At 60.0% G+C, this 21,981-nt stretch carries 23 protein-coding genes and 1 pseudogene; 14 read left to right on the plus strand and 10 right to left on the minus strand.

Annotated elements, in window-relative coordinates; translation table 11 throughout:
- Nucleotides 1-3: 3 nt before the first annotated feature.
- The gene (locus RR_RS02625; protein WP_049938535.1) at nucleotides 4-1,074 is read left to right on the plus strand and encodes an NAD(P)/FAD-dependent oxidoreductase; all 1,071 of its coding nucleotides are present in this window, start codon (nucleotides 4-6) and stop codon (nucleotides 1,072-1,074) included.
- Nucleotides 1,075-1,136: 62 nt separating this feature from the next.
- Here RR_RS02625 and RR_RS02630 read toward each other — a convergent pair whose 3' ends face one another.
- On the minus strand, nucleotides 1,137-1,535 hold the full coding sequence (locus tag RR_RS02630; protein WP_004965786.1) for a ribbon-helix-helix domain-containing protein: 399 nt from the start codon (nucleotides 1,533-1,535) through the stop codon (nucleotides 1,137-1,139).
- Nucleotides 1,536-1,996: 461 nt separating this feature from the next.
- Between RR_RS02630 and RR_RS02635 the strand changes: the two genes are divergently transcribed.
- Together RR_RS02635 and RR_RS02640 are read left to right on the plus strand one after the other, a co-directional pair.
- Entirely contained in the window at nucleotides 1,997-3,352 is a 1,356-nt protein-coding gene (locus tag RR_RS02635) for a sulfatase (RefSeq protein ID WP_011222562.1), read from the plus strand.
- A 120-nt stretch (nucleotides 3,353-3,472) separates the two neighbouring features.
- Nucleotides 3,473-3,907: a universal stress protein gene (locus tag RR_RS02640; RefSeq protein WP_007188487.1), complete on the plus strand. Its 435-nt coding sequence runs from the start codon at nucleotides 3,473-3,475 to the stop codon at nucleotides 3,905-3,907.
- A gap of 71 nt (nucleotides 3,908-3,978) precedes the next feature.
- Here RR_RS02640 and RR_RS02645 read toward each other — a convergent pair whose 3' ends face one another.
- Entirely contained in the window at nucleotides 3,979-5,892 is a 1,914-nt protein-coding gene (locus RR_RS02645; protein WP_011222563.1) for a methyl-accepting chemotaxis protein, read from the minus strand.
- A gap of 701 nt (nucleotides 5,893-6,593) precedes the next feature.
- Between RR_RS02645 and RR_RS02650 the strand changes: the two genes are divergently transcribed.
- The gene (locus tag RR_RS02650) at nucleotides 6,594-6,791 is read left to right on the plus strand and encodes a heavy-metal-associated domain-containing protein (RefSeq protein WP_011222564.1); all 198 of its coding nucleotides are present in this window, start codon (nucleotides 6,594-6,596) and stop codon (nucleotides 6,789-6,791) included.
- Nucleotides 6,792-6,896: 105 nt separating this feature from the next.
- Here the strand turns inward: RR_RS02650 and RR_RS02655 are convergent, their stop codons facing one another.
- On the minus strand, nucleotides 6,897-7,160 hold the full coding sequence (locus RR_RS02655) for an MTH865 family protein (protein WP_011222565.1): 264 nt from the start codon (nucleotides 7,158-7,160) through the stop codon (nucleotides 6,897-6,899).
- Nucleotides 7,161-7,223: 63 nt separating this feature from the next.
- Entirely contained in the window at nucleotides 7,224-7,436 is a 213-nt protein-coding gene (locus RR_RS02660) for a hypothetical protein (RefSeq protein WP_004965776.1), read from the minus strand.
- A gap of 228 nt (nucleotides 7,437-7,664) precedes the next feature.
- On the opposite strand from RR_RS02660, the gene RR_RS02665 reads away from it, so the two are divergent.
- Complete coding sequence (locus RR_RS02665; RefSeq protein ID WP_004965774.1) at nucleotides 7,665-8,855, plus strand: PQQ-binding-like beta-propeller repeat protein; 1,191 nt, start codon at nucleotides 7,665-7,667, stop codon at nucleotides 8,853-8,855.
- A 249-nt stretch (nucleotides 8,856-9,104) separates the two neighbouring features.
- Nucleotides 9,105-9,482: a hypothetical protein gene (locus RR_RS02670; protein WP_049938536.1), complete on the plus strand. Its 378-nt coding sequence runs from the start codon at nucleotides 9,105-9,107 to the stop codon at nucleotides 9,480-9,482.
- A gap of 28 nt (nucleotides 9,483-9,510) precedes the next feature.
- Here RR_RS02670 and RR_RS02675 read toward each other — a convergent pair whose 3' ends face one another.
- Complete coding sequence (locus RR_RS02675) at nucleotides 9,511-10,809, minus strand: DUF6498-containing protein (RefSeq protein WP_011222568.1); 1,299 nt, start codon at nucleotides 10,807-10,809, stop codon at nucleotides 9,511-9,513.
- A gap of 153 nt (nucleotides 10,810-10,962) precedes the next feature.
- Between RR_RS02675 and RR_RS02680 the strand changes: the two genes are divergently transcribed.
- Nucleotides 10,963-11,394 (plus strand): DCC1-like thiol-disulfide oxidoreductase family protein, encoded by a 432-nt coding sequence (locus RR_RS02680; protein ID WP_004965769.1) that lies wholly within the window; start codon nucleotides 10,963-10,965, stop codon nucleotides 11,392-11,394.
- A 71-nt stretch (nucleotides 11,395-11,465) separates the two neighbouring features.
- On the opposite strand, the gene RR_RS02685 is transcribed toward RR_RS02680, so the two are convergent.
- Entirely contained in the window at nucleotides 11,466-11,690 is a 225-nt protein-coding gene (locus tag RR_RS02685) for a hypothetical protein (RefSeq protein WP_011222569.1), read from the minus strand.
- A 193-nt stretch (nucleotides 11,691-11,883) separates the two neighbouring features.
- Between RR_RS02685 and RR_RS02690 the strand changes: the two genes are divergently transcribed.
- Both RR_RS02690 and RR_RS02695 read left to right on the plus strand, forming a co-directional pair.
- Nucleotides 11,884-12,336: a pyridoxamine 5'-phosphate oxidase family protein gene (locus tag RR_RS02690; protein ID WP_011222570.1), complete on the plus strand. Its 453-nt coding sequence runs from the start codon at nucleotides 11,884-11,886 to the stop codon at nucleotides 12,334-12,336.
- A 478-nt stretch (nucleotides 12,337-12,814) separates the two neighbouring features.
- On the plus strand, nucleotides 12,815-13,573 hold the full coding sequence (locus RR_RS02695; RefSeq protein ID WP_011222571.1) for a creatininase family protein: 759 nt from the start codon (nucleotides 12,815-12,817) through the stop codon (nucleotides 13,571-13,573).
- Nucleotides 13,574-13,764: 191 nt separating this feature from the next.
- On the opposite strand, the gene RR_RS02700 is transcribed toward RR_RS02695, so the two are convergent.
- The 4 genes from RR_RS02700 to RR_RS02715 are packed head-to-tail and all read right to left on the minus strand — an operon-like array spanning nucleotide 13,765 to nucleotide 17,492.
- Nucleotides 13,765-14,244 (minus strand): hypothetical protein, encoded by a 480-nt coding sequence (locus RR_RS02700; RefSeq protein ID WP_007188477.1) that lies wholly within the window; start codon nucleotides 14,242-14,244, stop codon nucleotides 13,765-13,767.
- Between the two features lie 25 nt (nucleotides 14,245-14,269).
- Nucleotides 14,270-15,043: a CDP-alcohol phosphatidyltransferase family protein gene (locus RR_RS02705; RefSeq protein ID WP_007188476.1), complete on the minus strand. Its 774-nt coding sequence runs from the start codon at nucleotides 15,041-15,043 to the stop codon at nucleotides 14,270-14,272.
- Nucleotides 15,044-15,088: 45 nt separating this feature from the next.
- Nucleotides 15,089-15,472, minus strand: a complete 384-nt coding sequence (locus tag RR_RS02710) for a DUF7475 family protein (RefSeq protein WP_007188475.1) — start codon at nucleotides 15,470-15,472, stop codon at nucleotides 15,089-15,091.
- A 49-nt stretch (nucleotides 15,473-15,521) separates the two neighbouring features.
- Nucleotides 15,522-17,492: an aldo/keto reductase gene (locus RR_RS02715; RefSeq protein ID WP_049938537.1), complete on the minus strand. Its 1,971-nt coding sequence runs from the start codon at nucleotides 17,490-17,492 to the stop codon at nucleotides 15,522-15,524.
- A gap of 89 nt (nucleotides 17,493-17,581) precedes the next feature.
- Here RR_RS02715 and RR_RS02720 point away from each other — a divergent pair, with 89 nt between their 5' ends.
- The 5 genes and pseudogenes from RR_RS02720 to RR_RS02740 all read left to right on the plus strand — a co-directional run bounded on the left by RR_RS02720 (nucleotide 17,582) and on the right by RR_RS02740 (nucleotide 21,937).
- Nucleotides 17,582-18,451, plus strand: coding sequence for a hypothetical protein (locus RR_RS02720; protein ID WP_011222573.1), 870 nt, complete (start codon nucleotides 17,582-17,584; stop codon nucleotides 18,449-18,451).
- Between the two features lie 132 nt (nucleotides 18,452-18,583).
- Nucleotides 18,584-19,573: a zinc-dependent alcohol dehydrogenase gene (locus RR_RS02725; RefSeq protein WP_011222574.1), complete on the plus strand. Its 990-nt coding sequence runs from the start codon at nucleotides 18,584-18,586 to the stop codon at nucleotides 19,571-19,573.
- A gap of 30 nt (nucleotides 19,574-19,603) precedes the next feature.
- Nucleotides 19,604-19,980: pseudogene (locus tag RR_RS02730) on the plus strand (6-pyruvoyl trahydropterin synthase family protein).
- Nucleotides 19,977-21,044, plus strand: a complete 1,068-nt coding sequence (locus tag RR_RS02735; protein WP_011222576.1) for a glycosyltransferase family 4 protein — start codon at nucleotides 19,977-19,979, stop codon at nucleotides 21,042-21,044. Before RR_RS02730 ends, RR_RS02735 begins: the two are co-directional and overlap by 4 nt.
- The gene (locus RR_RS02740; protein ID WP_049938538.1) at nucleotides 21,041-21,937 is read left to right on the plus strand and encodes a hypothetical protein; all 897 of its coding nucleotides are present in this window, start codon (nucleotides 21,041-21,043) and stop codon (nucleotides 21,935-21,937) included. The genes RR_RS02735 and RR_RS02740 overlap by 4 nt, the downstream gene beginning before the upstream one ends.
- The last annotated feature ends 44 nt before the right edge of the window (nucleotides 21,938-21,981 follow it).

Here is a 21,981-nt window from a genome sequence, read left to right on the forward strand (position 1 = left end):
GTAATGTATACTGACGGGCAGTACGATTACGACGTGGCCGTTGTCGGCGGCGGGCCTGCCGGACTGACGAGCGCACTATACACCTCCCGGCTGGGGATGGACACGATTGTTATCAACCGCGGTGGGGGCCGCGCTGCGATGATGACCGACACGCACAACGTCATCGGCGTGACCGAGGATGTCTCAGGGAACGAATTCCTGGAGACAGCGCGCGAGCAGGTGCAGGACTACGGCGGAACCTACGAGCGGGGCTTTGTCGAGTCAGTGGACCCACTCGCCGACGAGGAGGACGGCTTCACGGTGACGACAAGCGACGGCGAACTGGCGGTCAAGCGAGTCGTGCTGGCGACCGGGTTCGCCGATGAGCGCCCGGACCCACCGCTGCCACGGACCGGCAAGGGGCTGCACTGGTGTCTCCACTGTGACGCGTTCATGTTTGTCGGTGAGCCGGTGTTCGTCATGGGGACCGGCGAAGCCGCGGCCCACGTCGCGATGATTATGCTGAACTACACCGACGACGTTGACATCCTGACCCGCGGCGAAACGCCGGAGTGGAGCGACGAGACGCAGACGATGCTCGACAATCACCCGGTCGAGATCGTCGAAACGGAACTCTCCGGGAAGCAGACCGACGACGACGGCTGGCTATCCGCCTATGAATTCGAGGACGGAAGCGTTCGGGAGTACAAGGGTGGCTTCCCGATGCTGGGGTCGGACTACCACGCGGAACTGGCCGATGAACTGGGGCTCGATAGAAACGACGACGGGACGGTGGCCGTCGACGACCACGGCGAGACCAGTGTCTCCGGTGTCTACGCTGTCGGAGACCTGACGCCGGGCCACAACCAGATCCCGATCGCCATGGGTGAGGGCGCAGACGCGGGTATTGCGATCCACAAAGACCTCAGGAAGTACCCGCGTTCAGTCGACGACATCGAGTCCGAGGGAGCGGTCGAAGATGTGGAGGTGCCCGCTGTCTCGGAGGAACTGTTCGCCACGGCGCTGACCCACGAGGGGCATGCTGCCGGGCCACGGTCGGAGGAAGCGCCAGAGGTCCGCGCTGACGACGACTGACATTCCGGAGGATAGTTCAATCAAATACGGCAAGGCAACCGAGTATCGACTCCGGAAAGCAACTATTCGTCGTCGGTGTCGCGCTGTCGATAGGATTCAAGCAAGTCGTCAAGCAGCAAGCAACGAGGGTCAGTGACGGGGTAGGCAGTGTCGATGTACTCCTCTGCCGTCTCGATATCACCGCGAATAGCGAACTGCCGGACGCGCGCAGCGTTCTCGTAGAAGTTCTCGTTGATCTCCGGCGACATCTCGGCCCGACTGGAAACCGCCTGGTGTTGAAAGACCTCTTTCTGGAGTTCGTCGAAATCAACCATCTCCGGTTCGTAGTCCTCGATTTCCGAAAGGACGTACTCAACGGCGAACCGCTGAAACTCGGACTTGTTCGAGAAGACACCCTCTTCTACCATCTCCTCGACGCAGTCCATCACCGCTTCGGGGAACCGGACCGTTGACTTGACCACGTATTACTCATCAGACTGTCGACCCATATAAAATATACTCCCGTGGGGTCTGGCACACTGTGTCTTGGCTCTACTGAAGCCCTACTTTTCAAATAAAAAACAGGGAGAAACAGTCGGTCAATAAGGGGCGCAGTCTCGACGCAGTACTGGACGATTGGGAGACAAAACTAGTACTTGCTGCAGATTGTAACAGAGCCTGTGTGTCGGGTTTCTGTCATAGTCCCAGACGTGACCCGTTGCCTCGAAATGGTGGGAAAATCGTAGCCGGTGTGCAACGGTAGCAAGAGTTGACTCTGGCGCTTACTGACAGAAGAGTTCTCCGCCGGCAACCGTCGAATAAGCGACTGGCTCTCCGGGCATTCGATGTGATTCCCAGACGTATCGATATGAAAGCCAGTCTGTCGTGAAAGAAAACGGTTACAGAACATACTTTTGCCGTGAAGACCTCCTAAAGCCTGACAATGGGTCGGCCAAACGTGTTACTCGTCGTTCTTGACTGTGTACGCGCGGCGAACACTTCGCTGTTAGGTCATCGGCGCAAGACCACACCCTTCCTCGAAGAGTTTGGTCGTGAGGCGACGGTGTACACGCAGGCACGAACGACCGCGAGCTGGTCGCTGCCGGCCCATACGAGCCTATTTACCGGTGTTCCGTCCGAGGGTCATAAACTCCAGATAACTGAACGGCTGCAACCCGGCCAGACCATCTTTGATTTCCTCGATGGGGAGGGCTACGAGACCGGCGTGTTCACCGAGAACCCGTATCTCACGGTTCACCCGTCCGGGCTCAGTGACAGCTTCGAGACCGTCGTGACGGAACGGCCCGATTCGACGGACGTTGACGACCCATCCGAGACCCGCAACGGTGTCGACGGGTTCTGGTACGCTGACAGGCTGACAGAGTGGATCGACGAGCAAACGGAGTCCTGGGCTGCGTGCCTGAATCTGATGGATGCGCATATGCCGTACGCAACGCGGGACGCCTACGATGAGTGGGGGGCGGACTTTTACTGGGCAATGCATGACGAACTCCCGATCAAGTGGGAGTGGAGTGTCTATGGGGAGCAACTCCCGGCGGGCGTCGGACAACTGCTTGAGCCGCTGTACGACGGCGCGATTCGCCAGACTGACGCCATTCTGGAGCAGGTCATTGGTGCTCTGGAGGCACGTGGTGTTTTAGACGATACGCTCGTGGTCATCACGTCGGACCACGGTGATGGGTTCGGAGAGCCGCCACAGGCCGCCACAGAGCCACCGGCCGTCATGCACGGGATGGGCACGCAGGAGGAACTGTTTCACGTCCCACTGGTCGTCCGCGGACCGGGGCAGACCGGGGGACGGCGAATCGAGTCCCTGGCGACGTTGGCACAGTTTCCCGACGCTGTGCTGGCTGCCTTTGACGGCGAAGCAGACGACTCCGGGTGGTTCGTCGCACCCGATGGGCAAACAACTGCATATCAGGCACCACCGACCGGGCAGACGGCGGAGTACGCCGAACAGTACACTGACGAACCGGACCGATTCCGACAGTCTGCGTCGCTCGTGTATCGTGATGGGCCCGGCGACACCGTATACAAGCGCGCAGCGTGGGGGGATGATGAGTACGAAGCGGTCGTGCGGGGCCGGCGGTCCGAGTCGAGCGACGACACACCTATTGACCGCCCGCCATCGGACGTTGTCGCTGACTCCGCAGAGCACAGTGAGACGCTCGAAATCACCCAACTCGCCGCCGGGGAGGATGAAATGGCAGAATACGACATCGATGGCTTTGAGGACATAGATCTCCAGTCACGGCTGGAGCGACTCGGCTATCTCTAAAACGGTGCTAATCAGGCCGAAACCGAGCATCGTCCGCCACACTCGTCCTCTAGCTGTCGTATTTGCGATGCCTGAACAGAATCGAAAGGGATGTTTGTCGCAACTTGATTTGTACGAACGATGTATAGCGATATTCTCGTTCCAACGGATGGGAGTGCGTCAATGGAGCAGGTACTGGAACACACGATCGATATTGCCGACGGGCGGGATGTCACCGTCCACGCGCTGTATGTCATCGACGACCGGGCGTTCCTGTCGATGGATGACGAGATGCAGGACGAGGTGCTTGAGAACCTGCGAGCGGAGGGCGAAGAAGCCACGTCGGCAGTCCGGGACACACTGGAACAGGACGGAATCGAAGTCTCGACAGCGACCCAGCGGGGCAAACCGGCAGACAACATTGTGTCGTACGTTGAAGACGCCGATATTGATCTGATTACGATGGGAACGCAGGCAGACAAATATGAACAGAATATGCTCGGGAGCACGGCACAGAAGGTCGTCACGAAGTCGTCCGTTCCAGTCCTCACTGTTGGCGTTTCCGAGTCGGAGTAAGCGCGCGGTTCGTCAGTGGTCGCAGGCTGCGGTAGTTGATGTAGGCGGAAACTAGAAATTCGGGTCCCTAATTACTGTGACTGAGCGACATCGGTTCTGACGCTGAACGACCCGACCAGCGTTTCGAGCTGTTGTGCCTGGTCGGACAGCGACTCCATCCGATTGCTCACTTCGTTGATCGAAGCAGTTTGTTCTTCGACTGTCGCGGACACGGATTCCGTTTCGTCTGCCGACTCAACACTGATCTCCGCTACCTCGTCGATCATCGACACAACACCTTCACTGGTCGCTGCCTGGCTATCAGTCGTGTCGCTAATTTCTTGGACACCAGTATCGGTTTCCGCGGCGTTCTCAGCAACCCGTTCGAACGCAGTAACGGACCGCTCAACGGCTTCGATCTCTTTTTCCACTAGCTCACTCGCCCGTTCAACCTGACTGACGACAGTGCCGGTCTGGGCCTGAATGTTCTCGATTCGGGTTCGGATGTTCCCCGCAGATTCCTGGGTCTCGTCGGCCAGTGTCTTGACCTCGTCAGCCACAACAGCGAAGCCGTCGCCTGCATCTCCAGTCCCGGAGTTCCCAGCGCGGGCCGCTTCGATGTTCGCGTTCAGCGCCAACATATTCGTCTGTTCGGCAATATCGGAGATGAAATCAACAATTGTCGCGATCTCTGCCATCTGGTCGTCAAGTTCGGTTACTGTCTCCACCGTTTCGTCGATAGACGCCTTGACATCTTTCGCATCAGTTAGCGTGTCTTCGGCGAGTGACTGCCCATCAGTCGCGATTGTTGCGGTTTCGGCAGAAGTCTGTGCGACTTCATCAGCTGACGCCGCGATCTCTTCGACCGCCGCTGAGAAATTCGAGACTTCGGCGCTCGCCTCTTCGACCATTTCCCGCTGTTCATCAGCGCCGGCAGCGATCTGCTGGATAGAGCCGCTCACACCGTCGCTCGCTGTCGCGACTTCCTGCAACGCTGAGTCCGACTCCGTGACCTGTCTATCGACGGCAGCAGCGAACGACTGAATCTCACCGAGCGTCGCTTCGAGTTCGTCCGCCATACTGTTGAACGCAACGCCGATTTCAGCCATCGAGTCGTTCATACTGTCCGAATCAACACGCGTTGTGAAGTCGCCGTCAGCCATGTCCTCCATTGCGTCTTTGTACGTCTGGGCCTTCAGTTCGAGATGGCTGTTGAGCGCAGCGACCTCTTCACGCTCTTGCTCGGCCTCGTCTCTAAGGCGTTGGGCTTCCTCGCGCTGCTGTTCAATTTCGGCTCGCTCTTCTTCCAAGTTATCGATCTTATTCGCCCGTTCGCGGGCACGTTCAATCTCTGTCTGTGCCTTTTGTCGGGACTTTTCGATGGAACTCAGGTGGATCGTCAGTGAGATAGCCAGCATTGCGACGAACCCGCCGTGGACGGCGCCCCAGGCGATGGGGTTCAGCTGCGCCGCCGTGTGGTTGTAGACTGACGTGGGATCGATGATGCCGAAGATGATGTGGCTCGCGACAACGTATCCAATGCCGATGCCGAACGGAATCCAATCTTCATAGATGGCGGCGATACCGATTGCGATGAAGAAGTGGAAGTGTGCCTCGATGTACCCGCCGCTGAAGTGTACAAGCGTGCCGGTACAGAACGCGAGTCCCGTGACCGCTAGCACAGTTCGCACTCGACGGCTGAGTTGCGGTAGGGCTGCGGCGAACGCAAACCCAGCAATAAGACCAATCTGAAGCAGCACCCGTCCGGTTGGTATCGAGGGGATGGTTGCGCCAATGATTGGGCTCTGCGTCGTCTCAACGAGCCCGAGGGCCAGTAAAAACGGAATGTGCGACAGAACTGTGATTATGAAATATTTGTGGCGGCGCTGCCACGTCTCGTCAGGAATTGAACTCCCATCCGGGATGGTCGAGAGGAAGCCACCATCGCCGCCGGCAGTGTCCTGACTTCCAATGTTTCCAGCACCTGTCATGTTACCATTTGCCATATCTCTTAAAAACGCTCAGAAATTATATTACTGTTCATGAAATTATCAAATTTGATTAGTACACGCTGGATAGTGCAAGGATATACACTATTATTCAATATGATTCGTTCACTATTTGCGCTGTTGTCATGCGGTCAGGTATGCGCTAAGGGTCAACAGCTACGACAGGCGACCGTGTGTATTCACTGGGAGACAGTTATCACACTTTGTTGCTTGAGTTGGACGGCAGCGACTGCAAGCACAGTGCTGCGGTAGCGACCCTTGAAAACGCAGGTCTTGGTTTACTCACAACAACACCAAAGTCGGCACATGACAGTCTCTCTGTCAATAAGGGAAAACACACTGACCGCAGTTCGGGTCAAACGAAAGGTGGGTTGCTGGGGGTGGGGTGGGAGAAACGGTATGCAACCCACCGTGGGAGTCGCCATCCACGACGACAGGTTCTGTGCTCCGGTACGTCAGTAGCCTGGAGGAGACACACTGACTGTAGGGCCGGGTAGCAGAACCCACGTGCAATGTTACCAAGCAAGTAAAAAGCTCTTGTGACTCTCAGTTACAACACAAACAGTTCCGTCCAGATTCTGCCGCTCCTGAACAAAGTTTTTGAAGGTCTGAATCATCGTTTGCCTGAAACTATTTGCTAGTGTTTTGGTAGTTACTTCGTAATCGAAAAGTCCCATGCCGTCCTTATTTAAATCACTATGTCCACGGCACTGACCGTCGAAGGGATGAGTTGCGGTCACTGTGAGCAGACCGTCGAGGAGGCCATCGAGGCCCTTGACGGTGTCAAAGACGCTGAAGCCGACAGAGACGCCGAGCAGGTGTCTGTCGACGGCGATGTCAGCACGGAACAACTCATCGCCGCTGTGGAGGATGCGGGGTATGACGCGAGGACCTGAGACAGCCAGTGGTGAATAGTGTAGTTGTTGTTGATACGGCTTTGTTGCCACTGCTGGGTAGCGGATGGCTGTCACCCCGTAGAGAGGTGAGACGGAAAATCCGGCTCAGTCAAACAGTCCTTCTTCCCGAAACCCAGTCATCAGATCGTCAATGAGGGCCTCTGCCGTCTCGTACGGGTACTCTTGATAGTCGGCGTATTCTGCACCGAAATCCATCACCCCGACGCGTACATCACCCGCCTCAAATGTCGTACCGGGACCGTCCGGCAGGGCTGGCACCAGTTCCATCGGTTCTTCGACGGGGTACTCTGCGTTCGTGAACACCGACTCTAATTCCGCTCTGAGCTGCTCAGCAGTATCTGCTGTCATGCCAAAACGTTGGTTGAGAGGGACAAAAGACTTGTTCTGTGTCAACAGGCAGCTAGTGCCGTATTACTCAGTATAGCCAAGATCGCGGAGGTTCTCTAGGACTGCTTCATCCTCAATGGCAGTGTCGATGGCTTCGTCGATGATATCCTGCCGCTGTTGAACGACTTGCAGAAGTTGTCGCGCACTTCTGAGTTTATATCGGACTTCAGGGTCGTCCACGTCATTTAAAGCGCCTTCCAATAATTCGTCCATCGTCGCGAGTGTCGTTTCGGCCATGGAAACGCTATTGCGAACGGTTCACTAAGCTTTGCTGGATTTATCACAGGCAGAGCCGCCAATACATGGTAGAACGGGTTTCATCCGACTATTGGCTTGGAGATGACTGAACGGTCTGTGTCCCCAGGAGAGAAATTCCTGCTCGTCGGGATATCTTGTTAACATTTTTTGTGCAGGTATCGAAACGAACAGTCGATGCCCTCCACATCGCGGCGGACATTCCTCGGAATGGTCGCCACCGGAACAGTCGCCAGCGTCGCTGGCTGTTCGTCGACGTGCCCCGATGAGGGCGCGCCAGACCCATCACATACCGTTGAATCAGGTATCGAGAACCCCGGCTTCGAGACGGTACCCGATGGCTCATGGCCCTTACCGCGGTTCGATGCAGCGAACACGGGCTATGCACCAGTCCAGATGAAAACGACAGCACCATCGGTCAGCTGGCAAGCAGATGTTTCTCCATCCGCTACTGGCGGTGAAGACACGAGTGTAAGCGCGGTCGTCGTCGCGGACGAAACTGTCGTGCTAGCGACTCCAACCGGTGTCGTCGCGCTGTCGCTCCGTGACGGGACAGAGCAGTGGCGGCGCGAATTCACACCAGCAACAGTCCCGTCAGCAGTCGACATTGGAGACGGCGCAACGTCACCAGTGATTGCTAACGGTCGTGTCTTTCTCGCGACGGCGGACGGTATCGCTGCACTCGAAGTTGCGGACGGCGCTGTTGCGTGGCGAAACACCGACACGGCCGGGGCGGGCGTTCCAACAGTGACTGATGACGCCCTATTCGTTCCCACGACTGATGGAGTAGCGAGATTTGATACCGACGATGGAAACCGGCAGTGGACGGCAGACGCCGACGGGACGAGGCTGGCCGTGGCAGACGACACTGTCGTTGTGGCCGGTACGGAGATAGTTGCGATAGACGCCGCAACCGGGGTGGTCCAGTGGCGACGCTCGGACCGGCCCGGTGGACATCCTGTCGTGTCCGATGGGACGGTCTACGTGAGCAACACGTACGGCGACCTGCTCGGCCGGTCACTCACAGACGGGACCGAGCAGTGGCGTCTCGACAACAGGCGGTCACTTGAGTTTCCGGTCGTGACGCCCGAAGGCGTGTACGCAATCGAGCGCCCGGGTGAGGCATCCAGCGCGACGTTCGCGTTTGACCGGGTCGATGACGGCCCACCGGAGCCCCGGTGGTGCTCGGAAATCAAGCTCGGTGGAGCGGTGACTGCCGCGGCTGATGACGCTGTGTTCACGTTCCAGCGCGAAGATGGTCTCACCGCATTCACAACGCGTTTCGGCGAGGCAGTGTGGCAGTATCCGGTCGAATATCAGGCTGTTTCACTGGCGATACTCGATGGCGGAGTCGTGGGCGTCTCTCCGGATGGCACTGTTGTGGCTCTCGGAGGTGAGTGACCTGTTATGTGGCGTCGCTCATCTCAGATCGCCGGTTCGCTCCTCGGCCTAAGTGCAGTCTGTCTGCTCGTCACCACAGTGCCGCTTGAACTCTGGCCGACACCGCGACCGGGAGATTCGTATGTGTTCAACCCGCCGCCGTTTAGCGCAATTTGGGTGCAACAGACACTCAGGCCCGGACTCATCATAGGCGCAAATGCACTACTAGTAGTCGGTCTAAGTGCAGTGCTCAGGCGTGACAGCGCCTCGATGTCACGCTTGCAGCGCGCGTTCGCATTCGGCGCTCTCTTTGGGACTGGGGCCTGTTTGCTTGGAACACTGTTGTTCACCACGGCCGGCACGGACGATATCGGGAGAGAACTCACTGCCTTCCTCATCTGGGCTCTTGCGATCCCGCTCATACTCCTGGGACTCATCGGCTGGGGCGCTGGCTACCTCCGGGCGGACAGTACTCGACTCGGTGCCGCACTCACTGTCCCACCAGTACTCGCTGTTGCATACATCGGTCTCTCGGTGGCCGGCTTCTCACCCGTTGGCAGACTGCTGTTGGTCATACCGACGAGTGGCATGGCGCTTGTCGTCGGTTATGACCTGTGGACCGGTGACACCGTCTCCAAGGATAGATAACGACCCTTCCGCGGGCCACGCAGACGACTCACCCGAGTAGACCAGCCCGACCAGGGATTATCGGTTCTGACCGCTCGGGTTGCCGGTCAAACGCCGCGACGACTGCGGCGGCATCAGGTAGATGTGGCAGTAGATACTCGCCATCGGCGTGTTTGATAGTAACCGTCTCTGTTCCGAGCAGCGAATCAAGAGGGGTCTTCTCAACGCGCAGGCCGCTTTCCGCCCACGACTCGATGCGCCAGAGTGCTGTGCCAAACAGACGATCATATGCGACGAGGACACCAGCATCAGGGTCAATTCGGTATTCGATCGTCCCGTATCGAAGTAGCTGATCGAGACACAGCAGGAGAATCGGGATGCTAACGCTTGCAGCAACAATGACGGCGACGGTGTCCCACGCACCCCCAATTGCAAACAGGGCCGCAACGAGAAGTCCTATACCGCCGATAGATGCGCTTCCCGGGTGGTATGGGAGTCTGAGGAGGCCGCCGATGACCCGCCCCAACCGAACCGGGCGAGCGCACTCAGGTGCAGCAGTGCGTGTCCCGTCGATAGACCGTGCCTTCGGCGGGGCCGTTTGCCAGCCGTATTCCTGGTCGTATGACTTAAAATAGACGGCAAGGCGGTCGCTATAGACGCCCAAGAGGTCAGACATGAATTTGAAGCAAACGACCATAAGTAATAGCGGCAGTCCAACGACAGATGGATCAAGACTGCCGAGTTCCGCTTCAGGCCCCTCCGTAGCGGCCGTTAGCAGTGTCAGAGTGAGTATCCCACCGAAAAAGACGGTGCATATCCGAGGTAACAGGCCACGAAACGCCGTCGTCGAGTTGTGGTTCCGATACTCCCCGTTGTAGAAGTACTTCCGTACCGTTGTAACGCCCGTCAGAACGAAAATCCCGACAGTTGCCAGTAGCACACCAGTTAGCGTCTCTGTGCTGGGTTCCGGCAGTGGCCCGACGAGCAGGGCCCCAGTAAACAACCAGACGGCCGTCAAGATGAGAATGGTAACTGGGAGCACGAGCAACGTCGTAAGATAGACTCGCAGGCCGGTTCTTGGGACGGAGAGAGAGTATTGTCGTGCCGCCAACGGTCCTATGAGTAAGGTGCCGGTCTCAATCTCCGGCGGGCGACCAGCGAACACTGCCCGGACGAGTGCCCAGACTGAGTCGACACCAAGCTCAAACCAGTAGAGAAACAGCAATGCAGCCGCACTCCAGTCGAGGAACGCAACACCAACAATTGGAAGCGAATTCGAGGCGATAGTGCCGAGGAGGTCTGTCCGACGGCTATCCGCTGTCCGGAGGAGCTGTCCGGTGGAGGGCATTATTCCGTGGTGATAGCTAGTGCCGTATGAACGAACTGATTACGAAACAGTCCAAGGAAATAGACAGGCAAATTACTGTTCGAACTGGCCGCTGACACTACCTACAGCCCTCCCAATCCAACAATATATCCAGCGAGAACCCCTAGTAGATGTATGGCCCGTTTTAGCTCGGTTCTTATCTACGACGGTGAATGTCCGTACTGCTCAGTGGCTGCGAAAGCCCTCGAACAGGTCGACGATATCGGCGCGATCTCGTGGTACGATGAGTCTGCCCAGTCGTTTCTGACGGCCCAGTTCGACGAGCCGCCGTTTGCAATGGTTTTAGTCGACCGGCCGGCACAGCAGGTGTACGCGGGCCGTGCAGCCGCCGAGGAACTCGCCGGCCGCGCCGGGCTCCCCGATCTCGTTGGCTCGCTCGTCAGAGATAACTACGAGAAAATCGCTCATGTCGTTGGTCTGGCAAGCGGGCGCGGCAGAGAGCCGGATGATGTCCACGAGCGATACGTGCTGGCAGACGACGCACAGGACCGCTTCGACACGCTTGCGAAGGACGCCGTCGATCGGGATATTCGCGCCGACGCGTAGCCGTGTGGTCATAGCCCGGCGCTCTGTAAGGCAGCAGTGCCCAGACGACAGCAGGAAGGAGCGACTGTACCTTACTCACTTGCTGCCCTTGCAGCAGCCGTGAGCCGCCAGCGGCGAACGCCTCTGTGTGTGTTGAATCCGACGAATCCCTTCAAGGCGAGCTGCTGGAGGTGTGTCGTGACATACGGTTTCGGGGCCGCAAGGCGTGCAGAGATATGTGCTGTCGGGACCGCCGTCGCCTCACAGTTTTCGAGGGCCGCCAGAACTTCGTCGTTTGTCAGTGGGTCGATCGCCATACCTCCCGTTCGGGCTGACAGGTAACAAACGCTTGCAATCAGATAGCAGGTGACAGGGGCCGGCGTCGGCTGTTACCTATTATATTGATGCTCTGTGCTCCTGTGCGTCCCGGGTTCGTTAATCGGGAGTCGGATTCCGAGTTCCCGGGAATCTTATCCAGCTTTAATTCAGTATCAGGAACATATCTTAGCTATGAGTTCAGATTTCCAGCCCTTACTGGGCGCGGAGTTGGAAGATTCGGTCATTGATGAGGTACTAACTGAGAGGGGTGTTGGTGTGCTGTCGATGGCCGCTGAAGGAGTGCCATACGGCGTGCCGCTCTCCTTCGGATACGACGGAGAGGACACCCTGTACTTCGTGTTTCTGGGCGCAACCACCGAGCTCCGAAAGGAGACGTATGCGGAGCAAGCTGACGTAGCTAGTTTCACCACCTTCGATATTGGTCCGGACGGTGCATGGCGGAGTGTGATCGTCGCCGGCCCGCTCAGCCGTATTGAAATTGACGAATGGGACACCGCACGTGAGTCACTCGCCGATAACGCATACCAGTCAAACCTGCTCTCTGAGTACGAACTGCAGGAGAATCCCAACGTGTGGGCACTGAAAGCGCAAAAACGGTCAGGCCGCGCTGTTGGCCAGCAGTGACCGTCGGCATCTTTTGACCCTGTTTTGACTGGCCGCGCTGCTATCGGCCTCACTGAAGTAGGGGTTGTAGTTGTGCGTGTACAAATGCACTATTTTGTGCCACGCACAGCAGATTATATGTCTTTTCGCACACTGATTGAGCTGTTTGAGTCACATTTACCCCAAATGCTAAAATAGCTGGCCGCAATACTACGCTACATGAAGAAGCGGCTACGAAAAGCACTGAATACAATACCTGTCCCACAGGAAAAGCCCAGCGCAGGCCTTGATGCGTGCACAGAATGCGGTGGGCCCTCGCTACCCGGCGCTGGCCGCTGCACTGACTGTGTAGAAGGCTAACACCGAGTTACTGGCACAGCAGGACTAAAGCCAGTTCTGAGTACAAAAAAGCGAGGCAACAGTGGATCCACTGCCAGTTGATAGATGATCGTCTGCAGGTTTCGGCAGGTATTTGTTTCAAGACAGAAAACTGACACCAATGTCTTCTCGCAGGTCAGTGTGTCTTGAGGAGATGGCATGGCCAGAAATTGAGTCTGCCCTCGAAAACGGAACACGGACAGTGGTCGTAGCTGTCGGTTCGATCGAACAGCACGGCCCACACCTGCCGCTGAATATGGATACGCTGGATGGGGATGAACTCGCACGGCGAATAGCGGCCGAGATGGGTGATGCGCTTGCCGCCCCCACAATCCGCCCCGGATGTTCGGGGCATCACATGGAGTTCCCCGGGACAATAACCGTTCCACCCGAGACATTGATGGATGTCATCCGGTCGTACTGCAGGTCACTCGATACCCACGGCTTCGAACACATCGTGCTGGTCCCGACCCACGGTGGGAACTTCGGACCGGTCAAAACCGTGGCACCCGATATCGCACGTGAACTCGAAGCCGCCGCAATCCCGCTCGCCGACCTCGACGAACATATGCAACTGCTGAACCAGGGACTCAGCAAGGCCGGTATCGAGTACGAGCAAGATGTAATTCACGCCGGGGCCGCCGAGACAGCGATTGTGCTGGCCATCGACGAGGGACTCGTCAGGATGGAGGATGTCGAACCCGGGCCTGAAGGTGATATTTCGCCGGCTCGGTTGCTAAGTGACGGATTCAAATCAATTACTGAAAACGGCGTCCTCGGTGATCCGACGGCGGCAACCGCCGAGGCCGGCGAAGCGATCATCGAAAATGTCGTCGGAGCGTACGTCAAGCAGGCCACGGCCGAGCGCAATGCCGTCTAATGGAGGTATAGGCGTGTGTCAGCCTTGCCGGGCAGTGATTTGAGGTGAGAAGAGATGCCGCTGTCCGAGAGACTGTCGATTTGGTTGTTCTGTTGGCAGAGACTGATTCAGTCCAGCAGTGTTGGTAGTTCCATGCAGCGACGGTTCAGGGCTGTAATGCGGTGCTGTAGTGTACGCAGGAGCAGAGTTGGTCAATCGATTCGGTCCCGCGGGCCAGCACGGGCGCTTCTTGTGACGTGCCTGATGAGCAGCCCCGCGGCAGTCAGCCAGAGCATAACTTCGAGAAAAAACGATGGACTCCAGAGGTAGTACAGGAAGAACGACCCCGGTGGGAGCGCCAGTGGGTCCGTCGGAGTGACAGCAGGCCAGAGCAGAAAGACCGCGTCGCCGGGGCGACCGTTGAGGACAACGTGAAGGGCATCGAGGGAGAGATGCAGCGCCCACCCGAGTGCTGCCGACAGCCCGGCACGCCCAGAAAGCGCTAGAGGGAGAGCCACAATGACGAGCAAAACAGAGTGACCGACAGAGTGATACAGGGTGGTGACACCGACCATGGCAAGCGGCTTATCGACCACATCGGGCACGGCGGTCCCGACCACCAGCCACAGCGGCGACAGCCGTGACACACGTCCCAGAATCGCGGCCGCGAGCAGGTGTGTCAGAAAGAGCATATGGAATGATGGGTACAGAGACGTATCAACGCTGCCGGTCGAACCACTCGCGGGGGAGTCGCCCACTGGCAACGAGGAAATCACGAAGGAACACCGCCAGCGACGGTGCGAGGACGACCGGCGTGAGCCTGAAGACGAGTTCTGTCGGTACCACAGGGACGAGTGCGGCAGTGATAAACACCATCTGGACGCCGGCGAGATACTTCCCGAGGTTGCTGTCGGGCCGCTCGAAAACCGGTCGGTCCCGGTATCGCCGCCAGCGGATACCGCCGACATAGGCGTACCGGGCCGCCGACAGCGAGAGGTACAGGACGGGGAGTTGGCCCCAGAAGACCGCGACGAGTGGTGCGACCACGAACCCAAAGGTGTCGAAGGCCATGTCCAGCCGCGTGCCAAGTTGCGTCTGTTCGCCGACTGTTCGGGCGACGGTGCCGTCGAGTTTGTCCAGCACGACGCCGACGCCGTAACACGCCGCCGGGACCCAGGCGAGGTCGGTCGTCGCCGGCACCACGAGAAAGCCCGCAACGACAGCATAGAGCCCACCGCGGAGTAACGTCACGGTGTTCGCCATCCCGAAGATGTAGCGCCAGGGGTTACCGGCAGCCGGCGGGACGCTGAGCTTTCGGCCGACGTACCAGAGCTGTCCAGCCCAGCAACAGCCCGCGACGACCGCCGGGTGGAACATCCAGCGCGTCATCGCATCGGCGGGAAACAGCATGCCGACGATGACGGCTATGAGGAACCCGCCGACCACAGAGAGTTCGACGGGAACTGGGCTGTCACCGTGTTGCTCGGCCATCGAACCCTCCTGGTTCCCGGCTGTTCGCCGCCGTGCTAGCTTCGCTCATCGCAACAGCGCAACGAGGACCGCAAGCAGGACGAGCTGTGCGAGCTTGTCGGCTGCGCCGAGAGTCCCGACATCAGCCGGGAACGATTTCGGCCCGGCGGCGAAGTTGACGTAGTACCACAGCAGTATCTGGACGAGCGTGAACGGGATACCGACAGCGTAGACGAGGCGACGGCGGATACCCAAGGCGACCAGCGCGATAGCGCCGAGAAACCCCAGTCCCGCGAGGATGAAGCTGATACCGAGCCCGGATGGAGCCAGCCTGACGCCGAGAAGGAGGTGTATCGCGGCTGTGACGAGTGCCGCGATGATACCAAGCCAGTGTCGGCTATCCAGTGAGGCTACGTCGAGGGAACGTCCCTGTGTCTCCGTCGCGGCCATGGGCTAGGTTCGGCGTTCAGTCACATAATGATACTGCCAATTGCACCGCTTACCGCTCGAAATCCGGCTGTCGAAGTGCCTCGATGCGGGCACACGCTTCTGCGTCGAGTCGCTGCCCAGCGGCGGCGAGGTTCTCGACGATGTGGGACGGTGTCGTACTGGACGGAATCGGAACGACGCCCTGTGTGACGTTCCAGGCCAGTACCACGCCGGCTGGTGATAGGCCGTACTCCTCCGCGATAGCCGCCAGAACAGGCTCGTCGAGCAGTCCGGGGGCTGACAGCGGGGAGTGAGCGACGACCCTGATGCCGCGTTCGTGGCAGTATTCAATGAGGTCTGTCTGTGGCTGGTACGGATGGCGCTCGACCTGTACCAGCGCCGGCCTGACAGTCCCCGTTTCGATGACTGTCTCCAGTTGTGTCTGCGAGACGTTACAGAGCCCGAGCGTGCGCGTCCAGCCTCGTTCGTGGAGGGCCTCCAGATTCTCCCAGGCGCGCTGGAGTGAGACCGAGTCCGTCTCGATGTCGCCACGATCGTTTTTGGGGAAGGTCAACGCCTCCTGACGCGCGACCGATTTCTCGGCCAGTCGCGTTAGCGACCCGCGATGAGCTAACGCCTCGGGCCAGTGCAGGGCATAGCAGTCGAACGCGTCGATACCCAGTTCGTCGAGACTGCTCCGACAGGCCGTCAGCATGTGCTTTCGACGGTGGTTCGTGCGCCAGACTTTCCCGAGTATGAACACCCGACGCCGGTCGGGGGCACCGGGGGCAGCCAGAATGCGGCCGATACGGTGCTCGTTCCCGTACAGTTCAGCGCTGTCAAGCAGTCGGTAGCCGGCGTCGAGGGCCGCCGCGATAGAGTCCGCACGGTCGATGTACGTTCCGTCACGATATCGGGAACAGCCAAAGCCGATAGCCGGGAGCCGGATCGCTTGCTCCCGGCTCCCGTCCCAGTCTCTGTCCGGGGTGACGGTCGGCGGTGGCGTTGAGTCCGCCGCCGTGCCGTAGTCGGACACAGTCTCAGACTCGCCCGTCTCGGCAGCCGTCTCAATCGCATTACAGACTGCAACAATGTGGGCACCGCGGCGACCCGTCATCCGCGATGGGGTCCCCCGGGTGACACTGGCCGCAAGCGACTCGACCGGGTCGAGATAGCGGTAGGGTTGCGTGGGGTGCTGTGCGGGAGCATCGATGTATTCGCGGCCGATACGACCGTACTGCACGGCGGTCGTACTATCAGCCATCGCGCCGGTCCCACGGAGATATAGCGACCCGTCGTCACCGTGGAGTTCGAGCCCGTAGAACTCGCGGCTCCGGTGTGGCGCGTAGAAGCTCGCGGTCAGCCGGACCGTCAGCCCTCCGTCGAACGAAAGCATCGCCTCGACGTGGCTGGGCGCAGACGGTCGCTCTGGCTCTCGCTCGGGCCAGCTATCGAGTGTCGTTGCGGTCTGAACGGATTTGACAGGGCCGAACCACGAGACCAGCAGCGCGAGCGGATAGACGCCCCCGTCGTACAGCGGCCCGATAGAGAGAAACGAGCCGGGTCGGTCGTGCCAATCTGTCACGCGACCGACGTGGGCGTGGGCGTACCCCAGCTGAACGGGTCCCATACGGCCGTCGGCGAGCATTTGCCCGGCGCGACGCTGTGAGGGCGCATCGGGCGTCCCCGGGGCACAGCCCAATGCCAGATTCCGGTCTTGGGCCAGCGCCAAGAGCTCCGCGGCCGCCGCCTCGTCCAGTGCGAGGGGCTTTTGCGAGTAGACGTGCCGTCCGGCTTCGAGCGCCGTTCGGGTCACCGGTGCGTGGGCGGCGTGGTTCGTCAGGTTCACAACCAGCGGCGCGTCAACGGCGGAAAGCGCGGTGTCGAGGTCGGTAAAGGCCGGGCAGTCGTGCGCCGCGGCGAGTGCTGTCGCCCGGTCTTCTTCGAGGTCGCAGACGCCCGCCAGCGAGAGCGGGCTGTCTGCCAGTTCGGCCGCGTACTCCGCCGCGATACTGCCCGCACCGACGAACAGACAATGCACACTCGAACGCGGGCGTCCTCGCATATATATCATATCGCCAGTGGGATTTTATTGGCCGCCGCCGAATACCGGACGTGACAGAACCGGGAATGAGCCGGCTCGGGACGGCGTACTTGCGCGCATTGCAGGCGCTGGGCCGGCGGGTTCCGTACGGAACAAACGTCTACCAGCGCGAGTGGGACGTTCTCGTTGTTCTCGATGCCTGTCGTGCTGACTTGTTACGGGCTGTCGCCCCCGACACCGGGCTGTTCGATACCGTTTCGACGGTCCGCTCGGTCGGGAGTTCCTCCTCGGAGTGGCTGGAAAACACGTTCTCCGGTCATCCAGAAACAGCTCAAACCGTCATGGTCACCGGCAACACGTGGACCGACCGGTATCTCGATGCCGACGCCTTCGCTGCGCTGGACGAGGTCTGGAAGTACGCGTGGGACGAGGACCTGAACACCGTCCCGGCTGCAGCCGTGACCGACCGGGCCATCGCGCTAGCCCGGCGGCTGGACCCCGAGCGGCTGGTCGTCCATTACATGCAACCACATCACCCGTTCGTCCCCGAGCCGCTCGACGGCGACGGCGGTCTGGCCCGTACTGGACGCCACAGTAACACGGCAAATCCGTGGGTCGCGCTCCGTCGTGGCGAGGTTTCGGCGGACCGCGTCTGGAACGCATACGAGGCGAACCTCCGGTATGTCCTCCGGGAGGTGGAAGCGCTGGCTGAAAACGTCGACGGCCGCATCGCTGTCACCGCCGACCACGGCAATCTCTTCGGGGAGTGGGGGTTGTACGGCCATCCGATGCACACGCCAGTCCCGGCGCTGCTGGCGGTGCCGTGGGCCGAGACCGACGGCGTCGACAGCGGGGAACGCGAGCCCGACCTGCGTCCGCCCGAGCCGCTCCCAGTGTCGCGCGTCTACGGCGCCGAAAGCGACAGGGACCGACTGGATTCGTTGGGATACTTGTAGTCAATCAGGAGGTACTTTTTAGTCGGAGAAAGCCTGGATAGGAGACGTGCATTCCCGGAGCCGTCGCCACGTCCGAAGGAGCTGGCATCGAAACATCGGCACCGGCCGCCCACGTCCTCAGGAGACGGTGTAATGTCCGCCAGAACGCTGTACTTTACCGGCGGGAAGTCGGTTCGGGTTGACGAAGAAGCGGTGCCTGACCCCGGACCATCGGAGGTCCGTGTTCGAACCGAACTCTCAGGAATCAGTCCCGGAACAGAGCTGTTGGTGTACCGTGGTGAGGTCGATTCGGAACTCGCGACCGACGAGACGATCGACGCCCTTGATGGTACGTTCTCGTATCCACTGCAGTACGGCTACGCCGCTGTCGGCTGTGTCACGGCCGTCGGGGACGCGGTTGACGACGACTGGCTCGACCAGCGTGTGTTCGCGTTCAACCCACACGAAAGCCACTTCCTCGCCGAGCCGTCGTCGCTTATTCCCACGACGTTACCGCCGGAGCAGGCGGTGTTCATCCCGAACGTCGAAGCAGCGGTCAACTTCGTGATGGACGCTCGACCGCGTATCGGGGCTCGGGTTGTCGTCTTCGGTCAGGGGCCGGTGGGCCTGTTGACGACCGGGCTGCTGGCCGATTTTCCGCTGGCGTCGCTCGTGACGGTCGATCCCTGTGCGGGCCGCCGTCGGCTCTCGGAAGCGCTCGGGGCAGACCGCTCAGTCTCTCCCGGGAATCTCGATGACGACGACGCCGACATCACGTTCGAGCTCTCGGGGAACCCAACCGCACTCGACAGAGCGATCGACGCCACTGGCTATGCCGGTCAGGTCATCGTCGGTTCGTGGTACGGCTCAAAGGATGTCTCGCTTGACCTCGGACATCACTTCCACCGGAGCCACATCCGCCTTCGCAGCAGTCAGGTGAGCCGCATCGATCCGGATCACGCCGACCGCTGGGACAAGGACCGGCGGCTGGATGTCGTCCGGTCGTGGCTGAGCGACACTGACCTCTCGGCGCTACTGACACATGAGATCGATATCGAGCGTGCAGCCGAAGCGTATCAACTGCTAGAGAGCCGGCCAGACGACGCTGTACAGGTAGTGTTGACGTACAACGGACACCCGTGATTTAGGTGGGTCCCGGCCGTTCGTTCGGGTATGTACACGACGACGGTTCGGACTGAGTTCGTGGCACAGCATTACCTCACTGTCCCGAACCCGGGGCCCGAGGGTGACCCGCACTACACCACTACAGGGTCGAACTATGTTTCCGCGGCCCCGAACTCAACGAGTTCGACTACATCGTCGACATCGACAATGCCGACACAGCCCTGTCGTCACTCGCCGACCGGTACCGGGACACGATGCTCAATGACCTCCCGGAGTTCGAAGGCTACAACCCCAGCGTGGAGCGGTTTGCCCGTGTTATCTTTGAGCGTGTCACCGAGCGTGTCACCGACGAGACGGTCACCGAACTGTCGGTCACCATCTGGGAGGACGAGGAAGCCGCTGCGAGTTACAACGCCGCCGTATGAGGGTCGGCCTGACCCTGTACGGGAGCCTCGACGAGCAGTCAGGCGGGTTTCGATACGATAGAAAACTCGTCGAGGGACTCCGAGCGGCCGGCGACACTGTCGAGTGTATCCAGCTCCCCTGGCGTGACTACCACAGAGGGCTGCTCGACAACGGGTCGCGAAAGCTCCGCCAGCGGCTGGATGTGGATGTCGATGTCATGTTACAGGACGAACTCGCCCATCCGTCGCTCGTCCGCACAAACCGTGCCCTCTCGTACCCGATTGTCAGCATCGTCCACCACTTGCGGGCGAGCGAGCCGCGCCGACTTGCACCGCTGTACCGGGCGGTCGAGCGTCGCTACCTCGGGACTGTTCAGGCCGTGGTCTGTAACAGCGCCACGACCCGAAACGTCGTTACCAACCTCGGCGTCGACCCCGAGGACACCGTCGTCGCGCCGCCGGCTGGGGACCAGTTCGACCCTGATATCGACCGAGCGACAATCGAGCGACGGGCTACCACCGAGCCGCTGCAGGTTGTTTTCGTCGGAAATGTCTCGCCTCGAAAGGGGCTCGATACGCTCGTCGATGGTGTGGCTGCGGCTGCTGTCGACATCGACCTCACCGTCGTCGGTCGCCACGTCGATGCAGCCCACGTGACTTCGGTACAGGAGCGCGTCCGCGAACACGATTTAGCTGACCGCGTGCAGTTCGCGGGTCGGCTCCCAGACGGCGAGTTGGCGAAAACCCTCCGGTCGAGCCACGTCCTTGCGGTACCGTCCCGGTACGAAGGGTTCGGCATCGTCTATCTGGAGGGGATGAGCTTCGGCCTCCCGGCGCTGGCCACCCGGGCTGGCGGAGCGGCCGACATCGTAACCGACGACGAAACAGGGGTACTCGTCGACCCGGACGACTCGGCAGCCGTCGCTCGCGAACTGGAGCGGTTCGCCACCGACCGGGACCGCTTGGCTGAGATGGGGTGGGCCGCGAGACGGAACTACGAGACGCACCCGGATTGGGAAGAGACGGTCGGGCGGGTTCGGGACCTGCTGTCTGATATTGTTCAGCCCACGGAGGTACCGGCGTGACGGAATCGTTCCAGCGGTATCTGCGGGCGAAGCGGACTGTCGACGACCGCGCGCTGGACCGCCGGCTGGTCGAGATGCTCCGCGAGCAGTTGGCGGCCCGGGCAGCCGACAGCGACGGGCCGCTACGTGTCCTCGAAATCGGGGCCGGCATCGGCACGATGCTCACCCGGTTCCTCGAATGGGACGTGCTTCCCGCGGGAGAAGTCCACTACACTGCAGTCGATATTCAGTCGGAGAACGTAGCTCACTTGCCCGACCACATCCGGGACTGGGCCGTCGACCGTCAGATATCGATAGGCGACAGCCCACTCGTCCTGAAAGCCGAAAACCGACGAATCGAAATTGAGACGGTACAGGCCGAGGCGGTGGCCCATGCGGCGGCCGCCGACGGCAAATACGACCTTCTCATCGGGGCCGCCCTGCTCGATATTCTCGACCGTCAGAAACTGCCGACGTTGCTCGAACCGCTTGCACCGGGTGGCCTGTACTACTTCCCGATCACGTTCGACGGGGCGACCCGCTTTCAGCCGAGCCATCCAGCCGACCGGGCAGTCGAACAGCACTATCACGACCACATGGACGCGAAAGAGGGCGGTGACAGCCGTGCCGGCGGCGACGTGCTTGCCCATCTCCAGCGCCTCGACAGCATAACGCTGTCAGGGGTGGCCGGGTCGGACTGGGTCGTCCGGCCTGTCGACGGGAGCTACCCGGCTGACGAAGCCTACTTCCTCAGATACATTCTCGACACTATCGAGGACGCGGTCGGCGAGATGACTGGTAGCGACTTCGAGGAACTCGACGGCTGGCTGGCACGCCGACGTGCGCAGGTCGCTGCCGCCGAACTGCTGTACCATACGCATCAACTGGATTTCCTTGGCCGTGTCGACTCGTGAATCCCGCACTGTTAAGCCCTAAAACACGGCTGAAGCGATAGTAT

It is taken from the genome of Haloarcula marismortui ATCC 43049 (genome assembly GCF_000011085.1).
Classification (GTDB): domain Archaea; phylum Halobacteriota; class Halobacteria; order Halobacteriales; family Haloarculaceae; genus Haloarcula; species Haloarcula marismortui.

Bases quoted from the DNA above. Each gene is read 5' to 3' on its own strand.
- RR_RS02665 (WP_004965774.1), top strand. From the start codon at position 7,665: ATGGTCGCCACCGGAACAGTCGCCAGCGTCGCTGGCTGTTCGTCGACG.
- RR_RS02705 (WP_007188476.1), bottom strand. From the start codon at position 15,043: ATGGCCGAGCAACACGGTGACAGCCCAGTTCCCGTCGAACTCTCTGTG.
- RR_RS02720 (WP_011222573.1), top strand. From the start codon at position 17,582: ATGAGCCGGCTCGGGACGGCGTACTTGCGCGCATTGCAGGCGCTGGGC.
- RR_RS02660 (WP_004965776.1), bottom strand. From the start codon at position 7,436: ATGGCCGAAACGACACTCGCGACGATGGACGAATTATTGGAAGGCGCT.
- RR_RS02710 (WP_007188475.1), bottom strand. From the start codon at position 15,472: ATGGCCGCGACGGAGACACAGGGACGTTCCCTCGACGTAGCCTCACTG.
- RR_RS02685 (WP_011222569.1), bottom strand. From the start codon at position 11,690: ATGGCGATCGACCCACTGACAAACGACGAAGTTCTGGCGGCCCTCGAA.
- RR_RS02700 (WP_007188477.1), bottom strand. From the start codon at position 14,244: ATGCTCTTTCTGACACACCTGCTCGCGGCCGCGATTCTGGGACGTGTG.
- RR_RS02650 (WP_011222564.1), top strand. From the start codon at position 6,594: ATGTCCACGGCACTGACCGTCGAAGGGATGAGTTGCGGTCACTGTGAG.
- RR_RS02625 (WP_049938535.1), top strand. From the start codon at position 4: ATGTATACTGACGGGCAGTACGATTACGACGTGGCCGTTGTCGGCGGC.
- RR_RS02675 (WP_011222568.1), bottom strand. From the start codon at position 10,809: ATGCCCTCCACCGGACAGCTCCTCCGGACAGCGGATAGCCGTCGGACA.
- RR_RS02645 (WP_011222563.1), bottom strand. From the start codon at position 5,892: ATGGCAAATGGTAACATGACAGGTGCTGGAAACATTGGAAGTCAGGAC.
- RR_RS02695 (WP_011222571.1), top strand. From the start codon at position 12,815: ATGTCTTCTCGCAGGTCAGTGTGTCTTGAGGAGATGGCATGGCCAGAA.
- RR_RS02735 (WP_011222576.1), top strand. From the start codon at position 19,977: ATGAGGGTCGGCCTGACCCTGTACGGGAGCCTCGACGAGCAGTCAGGC.
- RR_RS02690 (WP_011222570.1), top strand. From the start codon at position 11,884: ATGAGTTCAGATTTCCAGCCCTTACTGGGCGCGGAGTTGGAAGATTCG.
- RR_RS02655 (WP_011222565.1), bottom strand. From the start codon at position 7,160: ATGACAGCAGATACTGCTGAGCAGCTCAGAGCGGAATTAGAGTCGGTG.
- RR_RS02640 (WP_007188487.1), top strand. From the start codon at position 3,473: ATGTATAGCGATATTCTCGTTCCAACGGATGGGAGTGCGTCAATGGAG.
- RR_RS02635 (WP_011222562.1), top strand. From the start codon at position 1,997: ATGGGTCGGCCAAACGTGTTACTCGTCGTTCTTGACTGTGTACGCGCG.
- RR_RS02670 (WP_049938536.1), top strand. From the start codon at position 9,105: ATGTCACGCTTGCAGCGCGCGTTCGCATTCGGCGCTCTCTTTGGGACT.
- RR_RS02680 (WP_004965769.1), top strand. From the start codon at position 10,963: ATGGCCCGTTTTAGCTCGGTTCTTATCTACGACGGTGAATGTCCGTAC.
- RR_RS02725 (WP_011222574.1), top strand. From the start codon at position 18,584: ATGTCCGCCAGAACGCTGTACTTTACCGGCGGGAAGTCGGTTCGGGTT.